This is a genomic window from Streptomyces sp. NPDC048361 (assembly GCF_040651795.1).
Taxonomy (GTDB): Bacteria; Actinomycetota; Actinomycetes; order Streptomycetales; family Streptomycetaceae; genus Streptomyces.
On the sequence record NZ_JBEZKW010000014.1, the window covers coordinates 1 to 20,852 of the forward strand.

20 protein-coding genes and 1 pseudogene are annotated in these 20,852 nt (G+C 70.4%); 15 read left to right on the forward strand and 6 right to left on the reverse strand.

Going from position 1 to position 20,852, the window contains the following annotated elements; all coding sequences use genetic code 11:
* Positions 1-229: 229 nt before the first annotated feature.
* Complete coding sequence (locus AB0D31_RS10365; RefSeq protein WP_362719783.1) at positions 230-508, reverse strand: PLD nuclease N-terminal domain-containing protein; 279 nt, start codon at positions 506-508, stop codon at positions 230-232.
* 88 nt (positions 509-596) lie between these two features.
* Between AB0D31_RS10365 and AB0D31_RS10370 the strand changes: the two genes are divergently transcribed.
* Genes AB0D31_RS10370 through AB0D31_RS10380 form a run of 3 tightly spaced genes read left to right on the forward strand, consistent with a single transcriptional unit; the run spans position 597 to position 3,728 of the window.
* Positions 597-2,054 carry a menaquinone biosynthesis decarboxylase gene (locus tag AB0D31_RS10370; RefSeq protein ID WP_362719786.1) on the forward strand — a complete coding sequence of 486 codons (1,458 nt, stop codon included), beginning with the start codon at positions 597-599 and terminating at the stop codon, positions 2,052-2,054.
* On the forward strand, positions 2,054-2,956 hold the full coding sequence (mqnP, locus tag AB0D31_RS10375; protein WP_362719789.1) for a menaquinone biosynthesis prenyltransferase MqnP: 903 nt from the start codon (positions 2,054-2,056) through the stop codon (positions 2,954-2,956). Before AB0D31_RS10370 ends, mqnP begins: the two co-directional genes overlap by 1 nt.
* Before the next feature lie 46 nt (positions 2,957-3,002).
* Positions 3,003-3,728: a UbiX family flavin prenyltransferase gene (locus AB0D31_RS10380; RefSeq protein ID WP_362719792.1), complete on the forward strand. Its 726-nt coding sequence runs from the start codon at positions 3,003-3,005 to the stop codon at positions 3,726-3,728.
* Here AB0D31_RS10380 and AB0D31_RS10385 read toward each other — a convergent pair.
* Complete coding sequence (locus AB0D31_RS10385; RefSeq protein ID WP_267057076.1) at positions 3,725-3,847, reverse strand: hypothetical protein; 123 nt, start codon at positions 3,845-3,847, stop codon at positions 3,725-3,727. The two genes, AB0D31_RS10380 and AB0D31_RS10385, sit on opposite strands and share 4 nt — an antisense overlap.
* Positions 3,848-3,989: 142 nt before the next feature.
* On the opposite strand from AB0D31_RS10385, the gene AB0D31_RS10390 reads away from it, so the two are divergent.
* The 11 genes and pseudogenes from AB0D31_RS10390 to AB0D31_RS10440 all read left to right on the forward strand — a co-directional run bounded on the left by AB0D31_RS10390 (position 3,990) and on the right by AB0D31_RS10440 (position 15,236).
* Complete coding sequence (locus tag AB0D31_RS10390; protein WP_100578735.1) at positions 3,990-4,439, forward strand: Lrp/AsnC family transcriptional regulator; 450 nt, start codon at positions 3,990-3,992, stop codon at positions 4,437-4,439.
* Positions 4,440-4,494: 55 nt separating this feature from the next.
* Complete coding sequence (mqnE, locus tag AB0D31_RS10395) at positions 4,495-5,658, forward strand: aminofutalosine synthase MqnE (protein ID WP_362719795.1); 1,164 nt, start codon at positions 4,495-4,497, stop codon at positions 5,656-5,658.
* A 25-nt stretch (positions 5,659-5,683) separates the two neighbouring features.
* Positions 5,684-6,208: a GNAT family N-acetyltransferase gene (locus AB0D31_RS10400; protein WP_362719798.1), complete on the forward strand. Its 525-nt coding sequence runs from the start codon at positions 5,684-5,686 to the stop codon at positions 6,206-6,208.
* Positions 6,209-6,311: 103 nt separating this feature from the next.
* Positions 6,312-6,608: a DUF4229 domain-containing protein gene (locus tag AB0D31_RS10405; protein ID WP_362719801.1), complete on the forward strand. Its 297-nt coding sequence runs from the start codon at positions 6,312-6,314 to the stop codon at positions 6,606-6,608.
* Between the two features lie 440 nt (positions 6,609-7,048).
* Positions 7,049-8,407, forward strand: a complete 1,359-nt coding sequence (locus AB0D31_RS10410) for a dicarboxylate/amino acid:cation symporter (RefSeq protein WP_362719804.1) — start codon at positions 7,049-7,051, stop codon at positions 8,405-8,407.
* Between the two features lie 155 nt (positions 8,408-8,562).
* Positions 8,563-8,753 (forward strand): annotated as a pseudogene (locus tag AB0D31_RS10415) (helix-turn-helix transcriptional regulator); the annotation flags it as partial.
* Positions 8,754-8,951: 198 nt separating this feature from the next.
* Positions 8,952-10,328 (forward strand): glycosyl hydrolase, encoded by a 1,377-nt coding sequence (locus AB0D31_RS10420; protein ID WP_362719807.1) that lies wholly within the window; start codon positions 8,952-8,954, stop codon positions 10,326-10,328.
* Positions 10,329-10,492: 164 nt separating this feature from the next.
* Positions 10,493-11,296 (forward strand): hypothetical protein, encoded by an 804-nt coding sequence (locus tag AB0D31_RS10425; protein ID WP_362719810.1) that lies wholly within the window; start codon positions 10,493-10,495, stop codon positions 11,294-11,296.
* 42 nt (positions 11,297-11,338) lie between these two features.
* Entirely contained in the window at positions 11,339-12,790 is a 1,452-nt protein-coding gene (locus tag AB0D31_RS10430; protein WP_362719813.1) for a glycosyltransferase family 2 protein, read from the forward strand.
* Between the two features lie 31 nt (positions 12,791-12,821).
* Positions 12,822-14,069 carry a hypothetical protein gene (locus AB0D31_RS10435; protein WP_362719816.1) on the forward strand — a complete coding sequence of 416 codons (1,248 nt, stop codon included), beginning with the start codon at positions 12,822-12,824 and terminating at the stop codon, positions 14,067-14,069.
* Positions 14,070-14,147: 78 nt separating this feature from the next.
* The gene (locus AB0D31_RS10440) at positions 14,148-15,236 is read left to right on the forward strand and encodes an NDP-sugar synthase (protein ID WP_362719819.1); all 1,089 of its coding nucleotides are present in this window, start codon (positions 14,148-14,150) and stop codon (positions 15,234-15,236) included.
* 31 nt (positions 15,237-15,267) lie between these two features.
* Here AB0D31_RS10440 and AB0D31_RS10445 read toward each other — a convergent pair whose 3' ends face one another.
* From AB0D31_RS10445 to AB0D31_RS10455, 3 genes are all read right to left on the reverse strand, one after another.
* A complete protein-coding gene (locus tag AB0D31_RS10445; RefSeq protein ID WP_362719822.1) occupies positions 15,268-15,498 on the reverse strand; it encodes a hypothetical protein in 231 nt (76 codons plus the stop codon).
* A gap of 330 nt (positions 15,499-15,828) precedes the next feature.
* Positions 15,829-16,980 carry a lipase family protein gene (locus AB0D31_RS10450; protein WP_362719825.1) on the reverse strand — a complete coding sequence of 384 codons (1,152 nt, stop codon included), beginning with the start codon at positions 16,978-16,980 and terminating at the stop codon, positions 15,829-15,831.
* A 258-nt stretch (positions 16,981-17,238) separates the two neighbouring features.
* Complete coding sequence (locus tag AB0D31_RS10455; RefSeq protein ID WP_362719828.1) at positions 17,239-18,246, reverse strand: AraC family transcriptional regulator; 1,008 nt, start codon at positions 18,244-18,246, stop codon at positions 17,239-17,241.
* Positions 18,247-18,339: 93 nt separating this feature from the next.
* Between AB0D31_RS10455 and AB0D31_RS10460 the strand changes: the two genes are divergently transcribed.
* Positions 18,340-20,094: an AMP-dependent synthetase/ligase gene (locus AB0D31_RS10460; protein ID WP_362719831.1), complete on the forward strand. Its 1,755-nt coding sequence runs from the start codon at positions 18,340-18,342 to the stop codon at positions 20,092-20,094.
* A 456-nt stretch (positions 20,095-20,550) separates the two neighbouring features.
* Here the strand turns inward: AB0D31_RS10460 and AB0D31_RS10465 are convergent, their stop codons facing one another.
* Positions 20,551-20,754 carry a cold-shock protein gene (locus tag AB0D31_RS10465; RefSeq protein WP_003967102.1) on the reverse strand — a complete coding sequence of 68 codons (204 nt, stop codon included), beginning with the start codon at positions 20,752-20,754 and terminating at the stop codon, positions 20,551-20,553.
* Positions 20,755-20,852: the final 98 nt, after the last annotated feature.

Below are 20,852 nucleotides of genomic sequence, written 5' to 3' on the forward strand. Positions count from 1 at the left end.
GCTGAGGTCCAAGCCCCTGGGGCTCCGCCCCAGACCCCGTTCGCGCCTGAAGGGCGCTCGTCCTCAAACGCCGGACGGGCTGGGTATGCCGGGGTGTGCCGGTGTGGGCGGCGACGAGTGGGCGGACGGGCTGGGTATGCCGGGGTGTGCCGGGGTGGGCGGCACTGAGCGGCCGGACGGGCTGGGTATGCGCATGCGGTGCGGCGCCGAGCAGCCAAGCCCCCCAGGGCTATGCCTCCTCGTCGAGGTCGCGCCGCTTGCGGTCCTCCAGGGACGCCAGGAACTCCGGGTTGTCGTCCGGGGCCGTCCAGCGGGCCGGGGCGCGGCGGACCTTGCCCGCCACGAGCCACGCGACCGGTCCGACCAGGACCTCGCCGAAGAGCAGTACCACGATGATCCACACCACCTTGGGCAGGCCCTTGACCTCCGACTCGGGGGTGTTGAGGCAGTCGATGAACGCGTAGATCCACACGGCCAGGACCAGCAGGAACGGCAGATACCTGAGCATGTTCTAACGGTCCCCCCGGGAACGGTTGCGGGCCGTGCCTCGGCCCCGGTGACCCGGCCAGGGTATCGGGTGCCCGATACTGGACCCCATGGCTTATGACGATCTCCGATCGCTGCTCAGGGCGCTGGAGCGCGAGGGCGACCTCAAGCGCATCAAGGCCGAGGTCGACCCGCATCTGGAAGTCGGCGAGATCGTCGACCGGGTCAACAAGGCCGGCGGCCCCGCCCTCCTCTTCGAGAACGTCAAGGGCGCCTCCATGCCCCTGGCCATGAATGTGTACGGGACCGATCGCCGCCTGCTCAAGGCGCTCGGGCTCACGTCGTACGACGAGATCAGCGACAAGATCGGCGGGCTGCTCAAGCCCGAGCTGCCGCAAGGCTTCGTCGGCATCCGCGAGGCGTTCGGCAAGCTCGGCACGATGGTGCACGTACCGCCGAAGAAGGTGAAGCAGGAGGCGGCCCCCGTGCAGGAGGTCGTGCTCAAGGGCGACGAGGTCGACCTCGACCGGCTGCCCGCGCTGTTCACCTGGCCCGAGGACGGCGGCTCGTTCTTCAACCTGGGTCTCACCCACACCAAGCACCCCGAGACCGGCGTACGCAATCTCGGTCTCTACCGCCTCCAGCGCCACGACAAGCGCACCATCGGCATGCACTGGCAGATCCACAAGGACAGCCGCAACCACTACGCGGTCGCCGCCAAGCGCGGCGAGCGGCTGCCGGTCGCGATCGCCTTCGGCTGCCCGCCGGCCGTCACGTACGCCTCCACCGCGCCGCTGCCGGGCGACATCGACGAGTACCTCTTCGCCGGGTTCGTCCAGGGCAAGCGGATCGAGATGGTCGACTGCAAGACGGTGCCGCTCCAGGTCCCGGCCAACGCCGAGGTCGTCATCGAGGGCTGGCTGGAGCCGGGCGAGATGCTGCCCGAGGGGCCGTTCGGCGACCACACCGGGTTCTACACCCCGCAGGAACCGTTCCCCGCACTCACCATCGACTGCGTCACGATGCGCAAGCGGCCGCTGCTCCAGTCCATCGTGGTCGGCCGTCCGCCCACCGAGGACGGGCCCCTTGGCCGGGCCACCGAGCGGTTCTTCCTGCCGCTCCTCAAGATCATCGTGCCGGACATCGTGGACTACCACCTGCCGGAGTCGGGCGGATTCCACAACTGCGCGATCGTCTCGATCGACAAGAAGTACCCCAAGCACGCGCAGAAGGTGATGCACGCCATCTGGGGCGCGCACATGATGTCGCTCACCAAACTGATCGTGATCGTGGACGCCGACTGCGATGTCCACAACCTGCACGAAGTGTCCTGGCGGGCCTTCGGCAACACCGACTACGCCCGTGACCTGACCGTCGTCGAAGGCCCGGTCGACCACCTCGACCACGCCTCCTACCAGCAGTTCTGGGGCGGCAAGGCGGGCATCGACGCGACCGCGAAGTGGCCCGAGGAGGGCTACACGCGCGACGGCGGCTGGCCCGCCATGGTCGAGTCGGACCGGGATACGGCGGCGAAGGTCGACCGCCGCTGGAAGGAGTACGGACTCTAGTGAGCGCCTCCGCCGCAGCCGTCCCGCAGCCGGGCCGCACCAAGGCCTTTCTGCGCCTGGTCATGATCGAGCACTCGGTCTTCGCGCTGCCCTTCGCCTACACCGCCGCGCTGACCGCGATGTTCCAGTTCGACAGGAACATCCACTGGGGGCGGCTGCTCCTGGTCACCGTCGCCATGGTCGGCCTGCGTACCTTCGCGATGGCCTGCAACCGGATCATCGACCGCGAGATCGACGCCCGTAACCCGCGCACCGCCGGCCGCGAGCTGGTCACCGGCGCGGTCTCGGTGCGCTCGGCGTGGACGGGTGCGCTCATCGCGCTGGTCGTCTTCCTCGGCGCGGCCGCCGCCCTCAACCCGCTGTGCCTGGCGCTCGCGCCGGTCGCGGTCATCCCGATGGTGGTCTATCCGTACGGGAAGCGGTTCACCAACTTCCCGCAGGCCATCCTCGGTATCGCGCAGGCGATGGGCCCGGTCGGCGCGTGGATCGCGATCACCGGCTCCTGGTCGTGGGACGCGGTGATCATGGGCCTCGCCATCGGCATCTGGATCGGCGGCTTCGACCTGATCTACGCCTGCCAGGACGTGGAGGCCGACCGCGGCCACGGCGTGAAGTCGGTGCCGGCCCGCTTCGGTATCCCGGCCGCGATCTACGGAGCCCGCGGCTGCCACACCGTGACGATGGCGCTGCTCGTCTGGTACGCGCTCGCCACCGGCGCCGGGGTCTTTTTCTGGCTGGGCCTGATCATCGTGCTCGCCGCCTTCCTCTACGAGCACACCCTGGTGAAGCCGCACGACCTCTCCAAGCTCAACCGGGCGTTCTTCCAGGTCAACGGCTTCATCGGGATCGCGCTGTTCGTATGCGCGCTGCTCGACCTGGTGGTGCGGGGCCTGACGGTCTAGTACCTGGCGCCGCCCTGTGCGCGGGGTGCCGGATAGGCTCGGACACGTGGAGCACGTGAACGTACACAGTCAGCAGCGCACGCCCTGGGTCGTGGGGGTGTCGGGCGCGTCGGGCACGCCGTACGCGGCGGCGGTGCTGCGCGCGCTGCTCGCGGCCGGCGAGAGCGTGGACCTGGTGGTCTCGCGTGCCTCGCGCCTCACGCTGCTCGACGAGACGGGTATCGCGTTCCGCGACGCGCACTGGCGGGACGATCTGCGGGCGTGGCTGGCGCGGGGCGCGGACGGCAAGCCGGACGCCTTCGGCGCCGTGGACGTGTCGGACGTACGGCACTGGGCGGCCGGGGATCTCGCGGCCGGGCCCTCGTCGGGGTCGTACGCGGTGAAGGGGATGCTGATCGTGCCGGCGTCGACGGCCTGTGTGGCCGGGGTCGCGCTCGGGCTTTCGAAGGACCTGTTGCAGCGGGCCGCGAGCGTGACGCTCAAGGAGCGGCGGAGGCTGGTGGTCGCGGTGCGCGAGACGCCGTTGAACGGTCAGACGCTCAAGCACCTGGTGACACTGGACGAGGCGGGAGCCGTGGTGCTGCCCGCCTCTCCGGCGTTTTATGCGGGCGCGACGCATATCCAGGATCTGGTGGACTTCGTCGCGGGGCGGGTGCTCGATGCGGCAGGGGTGCCGCACGGTCTGTACCGCCGCTGGGAGGGCGAGCTCGGATCGGGGCAGGCCCCCGCCGAGCGGGGCCGCGACCTCAAAGGAGGCTCTCGCCGGGATTAGCGCTTCTTGGCGGCGCGCTTGGGGGCGCGGGGCTTCGTCGCGGTCTGGTGGGCACGGGACCGGTTGGCCAGGTCCTGAAGCTCGCGCATGCGGGCGTAGGCCATCTCGATCGTGTACACGGTGACAACTCCTGATAGATCGTCTTTGATCTGCTGGAAATTTATCCACACAGCTGAATGATTCGCAGGGTGTCGTCCCTGCATGCCTTAGATTCTACACGTAAACTCGCGGTATCGCTGAACAATGGAAGGCTTCAGGCATATGGACGCCGTCGATAGGCAGCTCATCCAGGCACTGCGGGAGAACGGCAGGGCCTCGTACGCGGAACTGGGCCGGCTCGTCGGGCTCTCGGGCCCCAGCGTCACCGACCGCATCAACCGTCTGGAAGCGGCCGGTGTCATCACCGGATACCGCGCCACGGTGGACTCCGCATCGCTCGGCCTCGGCGTCACCGCGCTGATCGGCATCTCGCTCTCCGACGCCGCCGACCACGAGGACGTGGCCCGGCGCCTGCGCGACCTCGCCGAGATCGAGGACTGCTGGTTCATCGCCGGCGACGACTCGTACATGCTCAAGATCCGCGCCGGTGACGTCGACGGCCTGGAGAAGACGATCCGCCGCCTCGGCTCGACCAAGGGCGTCTCGCGCACCCGTACCACGATCGTGCTCTCCACGAAGTGGGAGAACCGGGTCGGGGAACTTCCCGAGTAGGGCGGGGCGTACCTTGGGTGGAGCCTGAAAGACACACATATGGGAGGCGGCCTTGATGGACGCGGGACTCAAGCGCGAGCTGGAGCAGAAGGTCCGGGCCGGTGAGCGGCTCAGCCGTGAGGACGGCGTCGCGCTGTACGCGTCGGACGACCTGGCCTGGCTCGGCGGCCTCGCCCACGAGGTCCGCACCCGCAAGAACGGCGACGTCGTCCACTTCAACGTCAACCGTCACCTCAACATGACCAACGTGTGCACGGCGTCGTGCGCGTACTGCTCGTTCCAGCGCAAGCCGGGCGAGAAGGACGCGTACACGATGCGCATCGAGGAGGCCGTCCGCCTCGCCAAGGCGATGGAGAACGACAACCTCACCGAGCTGCACATCGTCAACGGGCTGCACCCGACGCTGCCCTGGCGCTACTACCCGCGTTCGCTCAAGGCCCTCAAGGAGGCGCTGCCGAACGTCGGGCTCAAGGCGTTCACGGCGACCGAGATCCACCACTTCGAGACGATCTCCGGGCTCAGCGCGAGCGAGATCCTCGACGAGCTGATCGAGGCCGGCCTCGAATCGCTGACCGGCGGCGGCGCCGAGATCTTCGACTGGGAAGTGCGTCAGCACATCGTCGACCACCGCACCCACTGGGAAGACTGGTCGCGCATCCACCGCCTCGCCCACGAGAAGGGGCTCAAGACCCCGGCGACCATGCTGTACGGGCACATCGAGGAACCGCGCCACCGCGTCGACCACGTGCTGCGGCTGCGCGAGCTCCAGGACGAGACCGGCGGCTTCCAGGTCTTCATCCCACTGCGCTACCAGCACGACTTCGTGGACATGCAGGACGGCAAGGTCCGCAACAAGCTCCAGGCGCGCACCACGATGGCGACCGGCGCCGAGGCGCTCAAGACCTTCGCGGTCTCGCGGCTGCTCTTCGACAACGTGCCGCACGTGAAGTGCTTCTGGGTCATGCACGGCCTCCAGACCACCCAGCTCGCGCTCCAGCACGGCGCCGACGACATGGACGGCTCGGTCGTCGAGTACAAGATCACGCACGACGCCGACAACTACGGCACCCCCAACAAGCTGACCCGCGACGACCTGCTCGACCTCATCCGCGAGGCCGGCTTCCGTCCCGTGGAGCGCAACACGCGGTACGAGATCATCCGCGAGTACCCGGGCCCGGACACGGAGCTGCGCGAGACGCCGCAGCTCATGCGTTTCTGAGCGGCGCGTTGCGAACGAGGCTCCCGTGGCGCTGATGTTCCGGCTCGACCCGCCGGTCACCCCCGCCCTGCGTGACGGACTCCTCGCCCTGTGGGCCGAGGTGTCCAACGCGGGCGGGGCCGTCGGCTTCGTGCCGCCCGTCACCGTCGAGGACGTACGCCCCGAACTGCTCAAGCACCTCACGGCGATGGCCGAGGGGCGGATGCGGCTCCTCGTCGGGTTCGACGCGGACGGGCGGGTCGCGGCCACCGCGTTCATCGCGTACAACACCCACCGCCTCATGACGCACTGGGTGTGGCTGTACACGGTCATGGTGCACCCCGGTCACCAGGGCAAGGGGTACGGCCGCGACCTGCTGGCGGCGACCGCGGATGCCGTACGCGGACTCGACGGCATCGAGGGGATCCGGCTCACCTGCCGGGGCGGCACCGGCGTCGACCGGTTCTACGCCTCGTGCGGCTACAAGGAGGTCGGGAGGGTGCCCGGCGCGATCCGGGTCGCCGCCGGCGACGACCGCGACGACATCATCATGCTGCTCCCGCTGACCTGAGCCCGCCGGAGCCGCGGTCCGTGGAGCCCCGCCCGCTGAACTGATCCATTTGTGGGCGTGCTTCACTAGTCGGGCAGGTGCCACCGTAGAGAGAAGGTCGATCGTGAACGCCGCAAAGCCGAGCGCCACCATCTGGTACACCATGCTGCGCGTGGGGATCTTCATCGGCAGCCTGGTCTTCGTCGGCCTGCTGGTCCAGTTCGGCATCGTGCCCAAGGGCAACGGCAACTCGAACTTCATCTGGATCATCCTGCTCGCGCTGGTCATCTCCGCGCCGCTCAGCTACGTACTCCTGCGCAAGCAGCGTGACGCGATGTCCGCGCAGATCGTCGGCAAGGTCGAGAGCGCCAAGGCGAAGCTGGAGGCGAACCGTTCGCAGGAGGACGGCGTCGTCCAGTAGCTCCCTCGCTCACGTAGCCGCCTCCCTCACGTGATGCTCTCGCTCACGTAACCCCCTCCCTCACGTCGACGGCCCGGTCCGAAGCACTCCGCTTCGGACCGGGCCGTCGTCGTGTCCGGTGCGCGGGGTGGGCGGGTCATCGCAGGTAAAAGAACTGCTTTGAGGTTCTCAAAGTTCAAGTGTTAACGTGTTCGACGTGATGACAGCAGCTGTGCACCAGCACCCCACCAGCGGAGACGTTCCGCTCGTGGCGCGTCTGCATGTCGACCTCTGCCGCTGCATGTCCGCGGTCTGTTGCCGCGACGTCTGACCCCGGCATCATGCGGCGGTGTCCCCAGCCTTACGTGACCGGTCCACGCGACCAGTCCCTCGTGAACGGGCGCCGCGCTCATCTCTGAACGTCGATCCGTCCCCGTCTCCGCTCACCCGGGAGTGTTTCCGTGTCCTCCGCGTCCTCTGCGTCCTCCGCGACCGAACCGGAGAAGCCCAAGTCCGGCTTCTCCATATCCTCGAAGTTCCCGTTCTGGGCCCAGATCATCGCCGGTCTCGTCCTCGGCGGCCTGCTCGGCTGGCTCGCCCGCAGCCAGGACATCGGCTGGCTGAAGGACACCCTCGGCCAGATCGGCGACATCTTCGTCCAGCTCCTGAAGCTGGCCGTCGCCCCGCTCGTCTTCTTCGCGATCCTGGTGTCGATCACCAACCTGCGCAAGGTCAACAACGCGGCCAGGCTCGCCACCCGCACCCTGCTCTGGTTCATGATCACGTCGCTGATCGCGGTGGCCATCGGCCTCGCCATCGGCCTGCTCACCAACCCGGGTTCGGGCACCGGCCTGACCCCGAAGGACGGCAAGCTCCCCAAGCACACGGGCTCCTGGCTGGACTTCCTCACCGGCATCATCCCGACGGACGTGGTGACCCCGTTCACCGAACTGAACGTCCTGCAGATCGTGTTCATGGCCGCCGTCGCCGGTATCGCGCTGCTCCAGCTCGGCGAGAAGGCCAAGCCGATCCTCACGCTCAGCGAAGCCGTCCTCGAACTCCTCCAGAAGGCCCTGTGGTGGGTCATCCGGCTCGCCCCGCTCGGCACCCTCGGCCTCATCGGCTTCGCCATCGCCGACTACGGCTGGGACCTCATCGGCAAGTACGCCACCTTCACCGCCGACGTCTACGTCGGCTGCGCCCTGGTGATGTTCGGCGTCTACCCGCTGCTGCTCGCCACCGTCGCCAAGGTCAACCCGCTCCAGTTCTTCAAGGGCGCCTGGCCCGCGATCCAGCTGGCCTTCGTCTCCCGCTCCTCGGTGGGCACGATGCCGCTGACACAGAAGGTCACCGAACGCCTCGGCGTCCCCAAGGAGTACGCGTCCTTCGCGGTGCCGTTCGGCTCGACCACGAAGATGGACGGCTGCGCCGCGATCTACCCGGCGCTCGCCGCGATCTTCATCGCCCAGATCTTCGACGTGCACCTCGGTGTCGGCGACTACGTCCTGATCGCCTTCGTGTCGGTCATCGGCTCCGCCGCGACGGCCGGCCTGACCGGCGCCACGGTCATGCTGACCCTGACCCTCTCCACCCTGGGCCTGCCCCTCGAAGGCGTCGGCCTGCTCATGGCGATCGACCCGGTCCTGGACATGATGCGCACCGCGACGAACGTGGCGGGCCAAGCGCTGGTCCCCGTCATCGTCTCGTCCCGGGAGAAGATCCTGGACCTGGACGCGTTCAACAAGGCGTCCTTCTCCCCGGCGGAGGCCCCCGCCCCGGCCGCCGAGCCGGAGCAGCCCCGAGTCCCGGCCACCGTCTGACCCTCGGTCGCGGCCCTTGCGGTCGCGGCCCTTCCGGCCCGGATCCTTACGGGCCCGCCGCCTGAGCCTGCCCACCCCGAGACGCCCGCGCCCCGCCTGCCGGGGGCGCGGGCGTTGGCGCGTGCAGGCCAGCCCCTCCCTGGTGCAGGTCGTTCACCGGGCGGGAGCGCGAGGTGCTGACCCTTGTGGGGCGGGGTCTGACCAAGGGTGAGATCGCCGGCCGGCTCACGATCAGCGTCGCCACCGTCAAGGCGCACATGGCGCGGCTGCCGGCCAAACTCGACGCCCGTGACCGGGTGCAGCTCGTCATCACGCGGCCGGCCTGGTATCGCCACCCGTTCAGTGATTCTCGGCACAGCCCGGTCCCCTTTTTAGGGCACTTCAAGGGAGTTGGTCCGAGTTATTCTTTTCCGGCGCGGGACCTGGCTTCGCATCCTGGTGTGAAGGCCGTGCAACTTTTCGCGTTCATCGTGCGTCTGCCTGCTGGGGATTGAATGGGACGCGCGGGCAGACGTGGCACATAAGACACATAGGGGGAGCGGGCGTGAGGCGCCGTACGGCGATTTTCAGCGGCGGCGCCGCCGTGGCGGCAGCGCTCGGCTACGCCGGAATCGAGGCCTCCGGGGCGGCGCCCGGTGCCGTGGCGCGGCTCGCGCCGGTCGGGCGTGACCTGGCGCGACGTGATCCGTCGGCCTCTCCCGCCGCCCGCGCGGTGTTCGCGATGCTCGCCGATCTGGAGAACGACGCCCGCGCCGGACGGACGACCAAGACGGTCATCGGTCAACATGTGGAACTCCACAATGAGTTGTACAACGCCGACTACGGCGATTACCGAGGCGTGAAGCCGCCGGGCTACTACTACCGAAAAGCCTGGGACATCACGGGGAAGTTTCCCGGCTTCGTAGAAATTGATCTTGGCCCGGGATACGGGCAGCAGGGCTGGGGCGTGGACCGCCCGCGTCCCTACTCGGCCGCCTGGCCCAACCACCGTGCGCCATGGGCCTACACCGACGACGCCGTGGACCTGGCCGTCGGCGTGTGGAGCGGTCTGCCGCGCGCGGCGGACGGCACGTACAACACCGACGGCCGCGAGCCCCGCAGCGACGGCTCCGCCTCGGCGTTGCCGTCCAACGGCGGCCGGCCCGCCGGGCTCGTGGGCATGTCGTTCCATCAGCCGTGGCCCGGCAGCCCCGTCAAGGGATATGACGAGACGAAGCGGCGCAACTCGCCCGCCGTCCGCGACGGCGACTGGATCACCCGGCTCCTGACGCCGGGCACCGCGGACCACGAAGCGCTCCTGCACGACCTGTCGTTCGTCGCGGACCACCTCGCCTATCTGGCCGCGCACGACGTACCCGTACTCTTCCGTCCGTACCACGAGATGAACGCCGGGGCCCAGGAGGGCTTCTGGTGGTCGGCGCTCGCACCGGACCAGTACACCCGGTTGTGGCGGACGCTCTACGACTACCTGGTGGAGACCCGCAACCTCCACAACCTCATCTTCGTGTGGTCCCCGAACGCCTGGGACCACCTCCACGGCAGCGAACCGTGGGACTACTACCCGGGGGAAAGATATGTGGACGTGGTCGGCGTCGACGACTACAGCGGCAGCCCGCAACAGCCGTTCCAGGGCGGGGTGTGGACCAAGCGCTGGTACGACGGGCTCGCCGACTACGGCAAGCCGCGCGTGATGGCCGAGTCGTTCCACGTGCCGGTCAACAGCGCCCAGCCGCACACCCTGGACACGACCCCCTGGGTGCTGTGGACGGTCTGGGGGCAGGGCCTGACCCAGCACAACGTGACGGCCCCCCAGGGGCTCAACACCCCGGCCGACGTGAAGGCCACCTACGACTCCCCGCGCACGCTCACCGCCGGCCCCGCAGGCGACGGGCAGCGCTGGCTCGCGCTCCGGCAACGGTGACCGCGGGTCAGCCCGCGGCCCGCTGAGGCCGAGGTTCCGGGCCCGGGTGCGCCGGCGCCCCTTCCCGCACGACCCGGGGCCGGCGCCACACCGGGCCCCGACACCGCAACACGGTGTCCCCGACAGGGCGACCCCATCCTGACGTTCCACTCGATTCAGACGAGGTGAGAGCAATCTCTGGCTCCATCGCATCGGCATCCGGCCGAGCAGCACTCTCCGCGGTACCGCGCATCCACCGCGCGGCCGCGTTCACCGCCCTCGCCTGGGCGGTCGTCCTGCTCGCCTGGAGCCTCTACAACTGCTTCTGGCAGGTGGGCTTCGCCGACTTCGCCAAGGGCATCGTCTACTTCGGCATAGGCGACGGCTCGGGCCAGGCCGACACCGCCAACCTGAACCTGGCCGTGGTGTACGCGGCGGCCGGCCTGTTCATCCTGCGCGGCAGCATCTGGGCCCGCGGCCTTGCGTGCGGCGCCGCCCTCATCGAGGGGTACAACCGGCTGCGCAGCCTCACCGGGGCGCTCTTCGACGACCGTCAGCACGAGTGGTTCACGCACACCACCGAGGGCCAGTTGAAGCTGGTGACCTTCGCGCTCGGCTTCCTCGTCGCCGTCGCCCTGGTCCTGCTGCTCGTCCGGGACGCCGTCGTGTACGAGCCGTGGACGCCGCCCGCCAACCCCTGGGCCCAGCAGGGCGCTCCGGCCCCACACCAGCAGCAGGGCTTCCCGCAGCAGGGCCAGCCCGGGTATGGACAGCAGCCCTATCAGGCTCCACCCGCCCAGGCCCAGCAGCCGTATCAGGCGCCGCCCGCGCAGGTTCAGCAGCCGTACCAGGCGCCGCCGGCCCAGGCCCAGCAGCCCTATCAGGCGCCGCAGGGCCAGCCGTCGCCGTACTCCTACGGCTATCCGCAGCAGCCGGGCACGCCCCATCCCGGCCAGCCCGGCCAGCAGCCGCCGACGCCCGGCAACTGACCCGCGCCACCGTCCCTTGCCGACCGACCCGGAGAAACGTTCATGACTGCCCCCGCCCATGACGTGGAGCACATAGCCCCGCCCCCGACCGCCGACATGGCGGAGCGGCACGCCGCCTGGAAGCCGGGCCTCATGCCCTTCCTGCTTCCCTTCGTGGTGCTGCTCGCGTTCGGCCTGTGGTCCTACCTGCCGAACGACACCCCCATGGGCTGGGTCCTCACCATCGTCTGGTCGCTGCCGGTGGTCGGCGTGATGGTGGGCCTCCAGGGCGGGCTGCTGATCCGCCGCCGGGTCAGGCGGTCCGACGAGATGGTGCCGCCTGCCCCGGCGGAGGACGACGTCCTGATCGTCCTCGTGCCCACCATCGGACGGCACGACACCTACCCCGCGCTGGAACGTTCCGTCCTGTCCTACGTCGACCATCTGCCGCGCTACTTCCCGCAGATGAGGGTGGACGTGCTCACCGAGGAGGGCTGCGAGGCGGGCGACCGCATCCAGGACCTGGAGGAACGCAGCGAGCTGATCCGGGTGGTGACCGTGCCGAAGGCGTACGTCACCGCCAACGGCACCCGGTTCAAGGCCCGCGCCAACCACTACTCGCACGAACTGCGGATCTCCGAGGGCGAAGCCCTCGACGACGTGTGGGTGCTGCACATGGACGACGACACCGCGGTGGGGCCCGACACCGCCGCCGCCGTCGCCCAGTTCATCAACCGCCAGCGCCGGGCCCACCCCGACGACGCCAAGCACATGGCGCAAGGCATCCTCACCTATCCGCGTGAGAACGCCGTCAACCTCTTCACCTGGCTCGCCGACGCGGTGCGCCCCGCCGACGACATCGCACGGTTCCGCGCGCTCACCGGCACGGGCACCCCGGTCGCCGGTGTGCACGGCGAGCTGCTTCTGCTGCGGGCCTCCATCGAGGCCACGATCGGCTGGGACTTCGGACCCAAGGCCATCGTGGAGGACGCCCAGCTCGCCCTGAATTTCTGCCGCCGCTACCCCGGCCGCAGCGACTGGTTCAACGGCCGCTGCTACGGCGCGTCCCCGGCCACCGCCCGTGACTTCATCAAGCAGCGCGAACGCTGGGCCTGGGGCCTGGTCGCGCTCTGCTTCAACCGCACCATCCCGCTGCGCTACCGCTGGTTCCTCGCGGTCTGTGTCACCACCTGGATCCTCGGGCCGCTCCAGCACATCGGCGCCGTCCTCCTGATCGCCTGGTTCACCGGCAACATGAACACCTCGCCGGTGACGCAGTCGGTGGTGGTGCTGTGGTCGCTGAACTTCGCGTACGTCATCTGGACGTACTGGGAAGGGCTGCGGCTCAACGCCCTGGTGTCCCTGAGCGGCCGGCGCAAGTGGTGGGAACCCATCGTCGTGGTCGGGCTCATACCCGTGTTCTCGGTCCTGGAAGGCCTGGGCGGATTCCGCGGATTCATCAAGTTCGTGCGGCGCGAGGAGAACAAGTTCGTCGTGATCGCCAAGCCCGCCTAACGTCTCCCAGGAACTGCCAGGAACTGCTCCCATGAAACGATCCCGCTCCCGCGTCCCCCTCCTCGCGGTCTTCCCCGTCACCGTCCTCACCGGCGTGATCGCGGTGCCGCTCCTCCTTGGCAACCAGCCCCTGCGCTGGAACGCCGGATCCGTCGTGCCGCATGTGGTCATCGGCGACGAGACGACCGCGAAGACGACCGTGAAGGCGGCGAAGGCGGACACCGCGACCGCCCCCGCGCCGCCGGCCGCCGTCCAAGGGCCGGCCGCCGACGCACCCGACCATGTGGCCAAGGCGTGGAAGCCGGGAATGCCGCAGTGGGGCGTGCAGATCTACTGGGAGGACAACACCAAGCAGTCCGCCTCCTACCTCACCGACAAGGCCAAGCTTCAGGCCAAGTACCTGGTGGGCCTCGGGGCGAACTCGGTGTCGGTGACCTTCCCCTTCTACACCGGCACCCCCACCTCGACGAAGACGTTCGCGGGGCAGCACACCCCGAGCCCCGCGCGGCTCACCACCGTGGTCCGCGCCTTCCAGGACGCCGGACTGCGGGTCACGCTGCGCCCGCTGATGGACGAGACCTCGCTCGGCGGCATGCCCAACTGGCGCGGCACCATCAAGCCGTCGAGCCGCGACGCCTGGTTCGCCTCGTACACCAAGTTCCTCGCCCCCTTCCTCGACGTGGCGCAGAAGAACAAGGTGGCCACGTTCACCCTCGCCACCGAGCTCAACACCCTTGAGGGCGACCCGCATTGGAAGCAGGTGGCCGCCGCGGCGGAGAAGCGGTACTCGGGGGAGATCAGCTATGACGCGAACTACGACAACTACGTGGCGGGCCGCATCACCATGCCTGTGGAGCAGCTCGGCGTGGACGCGTACTTCCCGGTGAAGGTGCCCGACAACGCGCCGGTGAAGGACCTCGTGAAGGGCTGGGACGGATGGCTCGACAAGAAGACGAAGGGCGCGCTGCCCAAGATCGTGCTGTCCGAGGCCGGTATCGCCGCCATGACCGGCGCGTATCACGCCCCGGGCGACTTCTACGTGACGCGGCCCCTCAACAACGAGGTGCAGGCGAACTGGTACACCGCGGTCTGTCAGGTCGTGCAGCAGCGCAAGATGAAGGGCGTCTACTGGTGGTCGATCTACTTCGACGACAACCCGTACGCCCAGCCCACTGACGCCACGTCACGACTGCACTTCGCCGGCCGGCCCAAGACCGAGCAGGCGATCAAGAAGTGCTTCGGCTCCGGCTACGCGGGACCCGGCGATGCCACGCGTTAGCGCCCCCGCACACAGCTCCACCGTCACCGGGCCCGGGGGGCCGCGGGTCGACACCTCCCGATCAAAGGCAGAAACGCGATGAGCGAGGCCATCCTTCTCGTCGGCGGCAAGGGCACCAGGCTCCGCCCGCTGACCACGTTCACCCCCAAGCCCCTGCTGCGGGTGGCCGGTGTGCCCTTCCTCACGCACCAGCTGGCCCGCGCCGCGGCCGCCGGTGTCACCCGGGTCGTGCTCGCCACGTCGTACCTCGCCGAGCTCTTCGAGCAGGAGTACGGCGACGGCGCGCAGCTCGGCCTCGAACTCGTCTACGTCACCGAGGCCGAGCCGCTCGGTACCGGCGGCGCCATCCGCAACGCCGCCCGCCATCTGCGGTCGGGCCCCGGTGAGCCGGTCCTCGTCTTCAACGGCGACATCCTGTCCGGCCTCGACATCGCCGCCCTGCGCGAGGGCCACCGGGCGTCCGGCGCCGAGGTGAGCCTGCATCTGACGCGGGTGCCCGACCCGCGGGCCTTCGGCCTGGTGCCCACCGACGCGCACGGCCGGGTCGAGGCGTTCCTGGAGAAGCCCGAGACGCCCGAGGAGATCATCACCGACCAGATCAACGCGGGCTGCTACGTCTTCACGCGCTCGGTCATCGACGCGATCCCCGCGGGCCGCGAGGTCTCCGTCGAACGCGAGACCTTCCCCGGGCTGCTGCGCTCGGGCGGTTTCCTGCGCGGCGTCGTGGACGAGAGCTACTGGCTCGACCTGGGCACGCCCGCCGCCTTCGTGAAGGGCTCGGCGGATCTCGTACGGGGCCTCATCGACTCGCCGGCGCTGCCCGGTGCCGTGGGCGAGGCCATCGTGCTGCCCGGCGCCCAGGTGGATGAGCAGGCGCGGTTGAGCGGGGGCACGGTGGTCTGCGAGGGGGCCGTCGTCGAGCGCGGCGCGGTCGTCGAGGCGAGCGTCGTGCTGCCGGGGGCCCGGATCGGGCCGGACGCCCTGGTCCACCGCTCGGTGGTGGGCCGGCAGGCGTCGGTCGGCGGCGGATGCGTCGTGCGGGAGGCCGTCGTCGGCGACACCGCGCAGGTGGGCCCGTACAACGAACTGCCGCCCGGCGTACGGATCGCCTGCGGCGTCCAGCTGCCGGCCCAGGCGGTCCGCGTCTCCGCGCCCGTCGCGGCCTGAGCCCGCCCGGATGTGAGCCGGCGCGGGTCGCTCAGCGCGGTGGCGGTATGACGTCCTCGCGCGCCGCGACCGGGGCGCGGCGCAGGGCGCCCAGGTCGCCGCTGAGCCAGTTCTTGAGGCGGCGGCCGAGGGGGAGTTCCACGAAGCGGTGCACCGCCCAGGCGGCCGCGAGGAGGGTCGCGACGAGCCCCGCCATCGGGAGGTAGAGCACGATGCCGCCGACGAAGAACGGGGCGAAGCGACCAGTACGCGGGATCCACATGGCCCACGCCCAGCGGCTCGTGGACCATCGTGAGGTTGGTCAGTACGCGGGAGAGCGTGATCGTCCGGTCGCCTGCGGACCACAGCACGACGGAGGTCGTGATGACGCAGACCCAGAACGCCGGATACAGGCGCACCACACGGGAGATGAAGAAGTCCCGCGGCGTGCGGCCTTGGATGATGGCGTGGTCCAAGGGAGGGCGCACGGCATGCGCGCCGCGCCCGCGCCGGAGTCGCCGGGTCAGGCGCAGCGCACACGGGGCTGAGGCATGCGCGCCGCGCCCGCGCCGGGGTCGCCGGGGCGGGCGAGACGTCAATTGCCTTGGGGCTGCTAGCAGTTGGAGTGTGTGGGCTTGCTTGCGAAGCGGTCCGCGAGCCAGTTCGCGGCGGGGACGCCGCCCGCCGTCACGCCGCCGATGTGGCCGAGCAGTGGCAGCGCGTGCCACTCCACGTCCGTACCCCGGGCGCACCAGTCGGTGCGGAGCTGCTGTCCGACCGCGTACGGGATCAGCTCGTCGATCGTGCCGTGGTAGAGGTACACCGGGGCGTCCGGGCGGTGCGTGCCGAGCTTCGACTCCGCCAACCTGGCCTGCCAGTCGGGCTGTTGGAGCGGGTTCCGCACGGTCAGATCCGTCACGTGCTTGAACGAACCCACCGTGGTGTCGACGGCCACGCAGTTGTTCTTGAAGTAGTCGACCAGCGACTTGCCCGCCGGGTTCAGATACGCGTCGAGCTTCAGCTCGGGGAAGGCCGCGTCCTGGCCGGCCGCCGCCATGAAGATGAGGCCGGACCCGAGGCCGCCGTCGTTGGAGGCGGCCACCTTCAGCAGGTCGGCGGGCACGCCGCCCGTGGCGGTCCCCTTCACCTTGAGGTCGGGCGCGTAGGAGTCGTGCAGCTCGGCCGCCCAGCTGCTCGCCTGGCCGCCCTGCGAGTACCCCATGATCCCGACGGGGGAGCCGGCGTCGACGCCGGGGATGCCGAGGCGCTCGGCGGCGCGGGCCGCGTCCAGGACGGCGGTGCCCTCGGCGCGGCCGACCGTGTAGGTGTGGTCGCCGGGCGTGCCGAGCCCCTCGTAGTCGGTGACCGCGACGGCCCAGCCCTTCTGCACCACCTGGTTGATGAGGGTGGCCTCGACGGCCGTCCCGTACGGGAAGTTGGCGCTCGGCGCGCACGAGTCGGCGAGCCCGACCGTGCCGACGGCGTACGTCACGAGGGGGCGCGGGCCGGTGCGCCCGTCATTGGGCACGATGACGGTCCCGGAGACGACGTTCGGGCCGCCCTTGGCGTTGGTGGAACGGTAGGTGACGTGCCAGGCGAGGGTGTTGGTCCACTGGCCGGGGAGCGGGTGGAAGGCGGTGGGGGACTGGGTGACGATGTCACCCGGTGCGGGGGACGCGACATCGTCGGCGAATGCGGTGGGGGTGGCTGCCGAGAGGAGGAGTGCGGCGGCGACGGCGCCGGCGACTCGGGTACGGACGTGCATGCGGCTCTCCCAACGGTCCGGTGGGGCTGGGCAGTTGAGGAGAAGGTAGTGACTGACCGGTAGGTACGGAGCTGACCGTACCGCTCACCTTCACTGACCGGGGTTTACCTCCCCGAGCGGGGGTGACCTCCCCGAGCGGGGGTGACCTCATCGAGCTGGATGACCGCATCGACCGGGGCGGACCCTCGCGGGCGCCGGGCCGACCTCGCGGGCGCCGGGTCGGCCCCATGGCGGGCCTGCGCCCGCGGCCGGTGCGGCTCAGTGCTCCAGGCGGTACGCACCCGGTGTCGTCCCCGTCCAGCGGCGGAAGGCGCGGTGGAAGCTGGTGTCCTCCGAGAAGCCGAGGCGCGCCGCGATCTCCGCGATCGGCTCGCGGCCCTCGGCGAGCCCCGCGATCGCGGTGTCCCGCCGCACCGCGTCCTTGAGCTGCTGGAACGACGTGCCCTCGCGCGCCAGGCGGCGGCGCAGGGTCGCCGGTGACATGGCGAGCCGGGCCGCCGTCTCCTCCAGCGTGGGCAGCCGGGGCGAGGCGCGCAGGGCGCCCGCGAGCGCCCGCCCCACCTGCTCGCCCACCGTCGTGCCGTACGTGTGCCGGCTGAGGAGTTCGAAGGGCGAGCGGCGCAGCATCCCGCCCAGGGCCGCCTCGTCCCGTACGAGTGGCGCGGTCAGCCAGCGCGCGTCGAACACCGCCTCGGTGCGGGCGCCGCCGAACCGGACCGGGCAGCCGAAGAGCGACTCGTACTCGTCCCGGTGCCGGGGCGGCGGATAGCCGAAGGCGGCCCGGGCCAGCGGGATGCGGCGGCCCACCAGCCAACTGCACAGCCGGTGCCAGATGATCACGAGGCACTCGGTCAGGAACCGGTCCTCGTCCTGGCCCGCGAGATCGCCCCGCACCGTGAACACGGCCTCCCCGCCCACCACTTCGAGGGCGAGGTCCGGGCCGTGCGCGAACAGGCCGTAGAAGGCGGTGCCCCGGTGCACGGCCCCGCCGAGGTCGCGGCAGCCGAGCACGGCGTAACACATCATCGCGAAGGTGCCGGGACGGCTCGGCGCTCCGCCCAGCCCGAGGAACTCGTCGCCCGTCGCCCGGTACAGCGCGCGGAAGAGGTGGGCGAACTGCGCCGGGGTGACCCGCGCCCGGTCGTCCCCGAGCAGCAGCGGAGGAATACCGGCCGCCTGGAGCAGCGGCACGGTGTCGATGCCGTGCCGTTCGGCGCCGCGCAGGACGGCCCGTACGTGGTGCACGGTGATCGTCGGCGTCGCCATGGTCAACGACGGTAGCCGGGTTGAGCGTTGAGGTCAGCCGGGGTGACGTTTCCCGTCATCCCGCTCGGCCGGTGACGTACTTACCGTCGGGTCATGACCCCACAGAGTGAGCACCGTGAGCGCACCGGGCACCAGGAGCCGTCCAGCCGTCCCCCCACGCTCGCCGTGTTCACCGAGTGGGCGGCGGAGCGCCACCCGGACCGGCCCGCGCTCCGCTTTCGCGCCGCGGACGGGGCCTGGACCGTCGTCGGCTACGCCGGGCTGCGCGACACCGTACGCCGCACCGCGTGCGGGCTGCTCGCGCTCGGCATCCGGGCCGGCGACCGGGTGGCGATCCTCGCCGAGACCCGGCCCGAGTGGACGTACGCGCACTTCGCCTGCCTCGCGGTGGGCGCCGTCGTGGTGCCGGTGTATCCGACGGCGGGCGACGAGGAGACGACGTGGGTGCTGTCCGACTCCGCCGCCAAGGCGGTCTTCTGCGAGGGGCCCGCGGAGGCGGCCCGCGTGGAGGCGCTGCGCGCCAAACTGCCCGCGCTGGCCCACGTCCTGCTAATGACGGGCCCCGGCGGACCGGCCGGGGCGGCGGGCGCGGGCGGGGGCGGCGGCGCACTCGACGCCCTGCTCGCCCGGGCCGGCGCCGTACGCCCCGAGGACGACGCCGAGCTCGTCTACACCTCCGGCACCACCGGGCTGCCCAAGGGCTGCCGGCTCACCCACGCGAACCTCGGCGCCGTCCAGGACGCCACGCTGCACCTCGTCCAGGGCGGCCCGGGCGACCGCACCTACCTCTACCTCCCCCTCGCACACCTCCTCGCCCAGCTGATCCAGTTCTCGACGCTGCTGTACGGCGGTGAGCTCTGCTACTTCGGCGGCCGGATCGAGGACGTCGTCGGCGAGCTGGCCGAGGCGCAGCCGACCCACCTGCCGTCCGTACCGCGCCTGTTCGAGAAGGTCTACTCGGTGGTGCGCTCGCTCGCCGAGGCGGAGGAGGGCGGGGCCGAGCGGTTCGACGCGGCGGTCGCGGTCGGCGTCCTCGCGGCGGACGGGTCGCTTCCGCCCGAGCGCCGCGCCGCGTACGAGGCCGCGGACGCCTCGCTGTTCAGCCTGGTCAGAGCCGCTTTCGGCGGGCGCCTGCGGTGGGCCTTGACGGGCGGCGCCCCGATCGACCCGGCGGTCCTGGACTTCCTGCGGGCCTGCGGGATCCAGGTCTTCGAGGGGTACGGGATGACCGAGTCGGCCGGGGTGATCTCGCTCAACCACCCCGGGGCGGTGCGCTACGGCACGGTGGGGCGGCCGGTCCTTGGCTGCGAGGTGAGGATCGCGGACGACGAGGAGGTGCTCGCCCGGGGCCCGATGGTCTTCCCGGGCTACCACGCGAACGCCGAGGGCACGGCGGACGCGCTCGACGCGGAAGGGTGGCTGCACACGGGCGACCTCGGCGCGGTCGACGCGGACGGCTATCTGACGATCACCGGCCGCAAGAAGGACCTGATCATCACGTCCGCCGGCAAGAACCTGACCCCCTCGCACGTCGAGCTCGCCATCGAACGGTCCCGGTTCGTCTCGCACGCGGTGATGGCGGGCGACCGGCGCCCGTACCCGGTCGCGCTGATCACGGTGGAGTCGGAGGCCGCGGCGGGGCGCGATGCGGCGGAGGTGCACGAGCTGGTGGGGCTTGCGGTGGCCGAGGCCAACGAGCAGGTGTCCCGGCCCGCCCGCATCCGGGCCTTCGCGGTGCTGCCACGGGACTTCACGGTCGAGGGGGGCGAGCTGACGCCAACGCTCAAGGTCCGGCGGGCGGTGGTGCTGGAGCGCTACGCGTCGGAGATAGCCGCACTGTACGAGTAACCCGGGACACACCCCGGCCCCCTCGCGCAGTTCCGCGCGCCTCGGCAGGGCGCCCCGCACCGAGTCTTTCAGGGGCGCGGGGAACTGCGCGGGAAGCGGGCACGGTCCGCAGACGTAAGCGGGGTGAGGGGCACGGTCCGCAGACGTGAGCGGGGTGAGGGGCACGGTCCGCAGACGTGAGCGGGGTGAGGGGCACGGTCCGCAGACGTGAGCGGGGTTAGGGGCGCGGTCCGCAGACGTGAGCGGGGTTAGGGGCGCGGGGAACTGCGCGGGCACCCCGCACCCGAAGGCACCCCGCACCCGAAGGCACCCCGCACCCGAAGGCACCCCGCACCCGAAGGCACCCGCACCCGAAGGCACCCCACCCCCGCCACCGCGTAAAAGGCAGGAGCCCCGGTCCAGACGGACGGGGCTCCTTGGGTACTGCTAAGTCAGCGATCCGCCAACCCGGAGAAGTTAGGCCGGGGTGACGTTCTCCGCCTGCGGGCCCTTCGGGCCCTGAGTGACGTCGAAGTTCACGACCTGGTTCTCCTCCAGGGAGCGGAAACCAGACGCGTTGATCGCGGAGTAGTGGACGAAGACATCCGGGCCGCCGCCGTCCTGGGCGATGAAGCCGAAGCCCTTTTCAGCGTTGAACCACTTCACGGTTCCGGTAGCCATAAGCCCTCCTTGGGCCAAAGGGTTGCCCTGCTCCAGAACCTGCAAACAAGTCTGAAAACTACAAAAGCCTGCGGGTTACATGCTCCGCAGGCTCTGTA

Bases quoted from the DNA above. Each gene is read 5' to 3' on its own strand.
- AB0D31_RS10365 (WP_362719783.1), bottom strand. From the start codon at position 508: ATGCTCAGGTATCTGCCGTTCCTGCTGGTCCTGGCCGTGTGGATCTAC.
- AB0D31_RS10370 (WP_362719786.1), top strand. From the start codon at position 597: ATGGCTTATGACGATCTCCGATCGCTGCTCAGGGCGCTGGAGCGCGAG.
- AB0D31_RS10390 (WP_100578735.1), top strand. From the start codon at position 3,990: ATGGACGCCGTCGATAGGCAGCTCATCCAGGCACTGCGGGAGAACGGC.
- mqnE (WP_362719795.1), top strand. From the start codon at position 4,495: ATGGACGCGGGACTCAAGCGCGAGCTGGAGCAGAAGGTCCGGGCCGGT.
- AB0D31_RS10430 (WP_362719813.1), top strand. From the start codon at position 11,339: ATGACTGCCCCCGCCCATGACGTGGAGCACATAGCCCCGCCCCCGACC.
- AB0D31_RS10435 (WP_362719816.1), top strand. From the start codon at position 12,822: ATGAAACGATCCCGCTCCCGCGTCCCCCTCCTCGCGGTCTTCCCCGTC.
- AB0D31_RS10440 (WP_362719819.1), top strand. From the start codon at position 14,148: ATGAGCGAGGCCATCCTTCTCGTCGGCGGCAAGGGCACCAGGCTCCGC.
- AB0D31_RS10445 (WP_362719822.1), bottom strand. From the start codon at position 15,498: ATGTGGATCCCGCGTACTGGTCGCTTCGCCCCGTTCTTCGTCGGCGGC.
- AB0D31_RS10450 (WP_362719825.1), bottom strand. From the start codon at position 16,980: ATGCACGTCCGTACCCGAGTCGCCGGCGCCGTCGCCGCCGCACTCCTC.
- AB0D31_RS10455 (WP_362719828.1), bottom strand. From the start codon at position 18,246: ATGGCGACGCCGACGATCACCGTGCACCACGTACGGGCCGTCCTGCGC.
- AB0D31_RS10460 (WP_362719831.1), top strand. From the start codon at position 18,340: ATGACCCCACAGAGTGAGCACCGTGAGCGCACCGGGCACCAGGAGCCG.
- AB0D31_RS10465 (WP_003967102.1), bottom strand. From the start codon at position 20,754: ATGGCTACCGGAACCGTGAAGTGGTTCAACGCTGAAAAGGGCTTCGGC.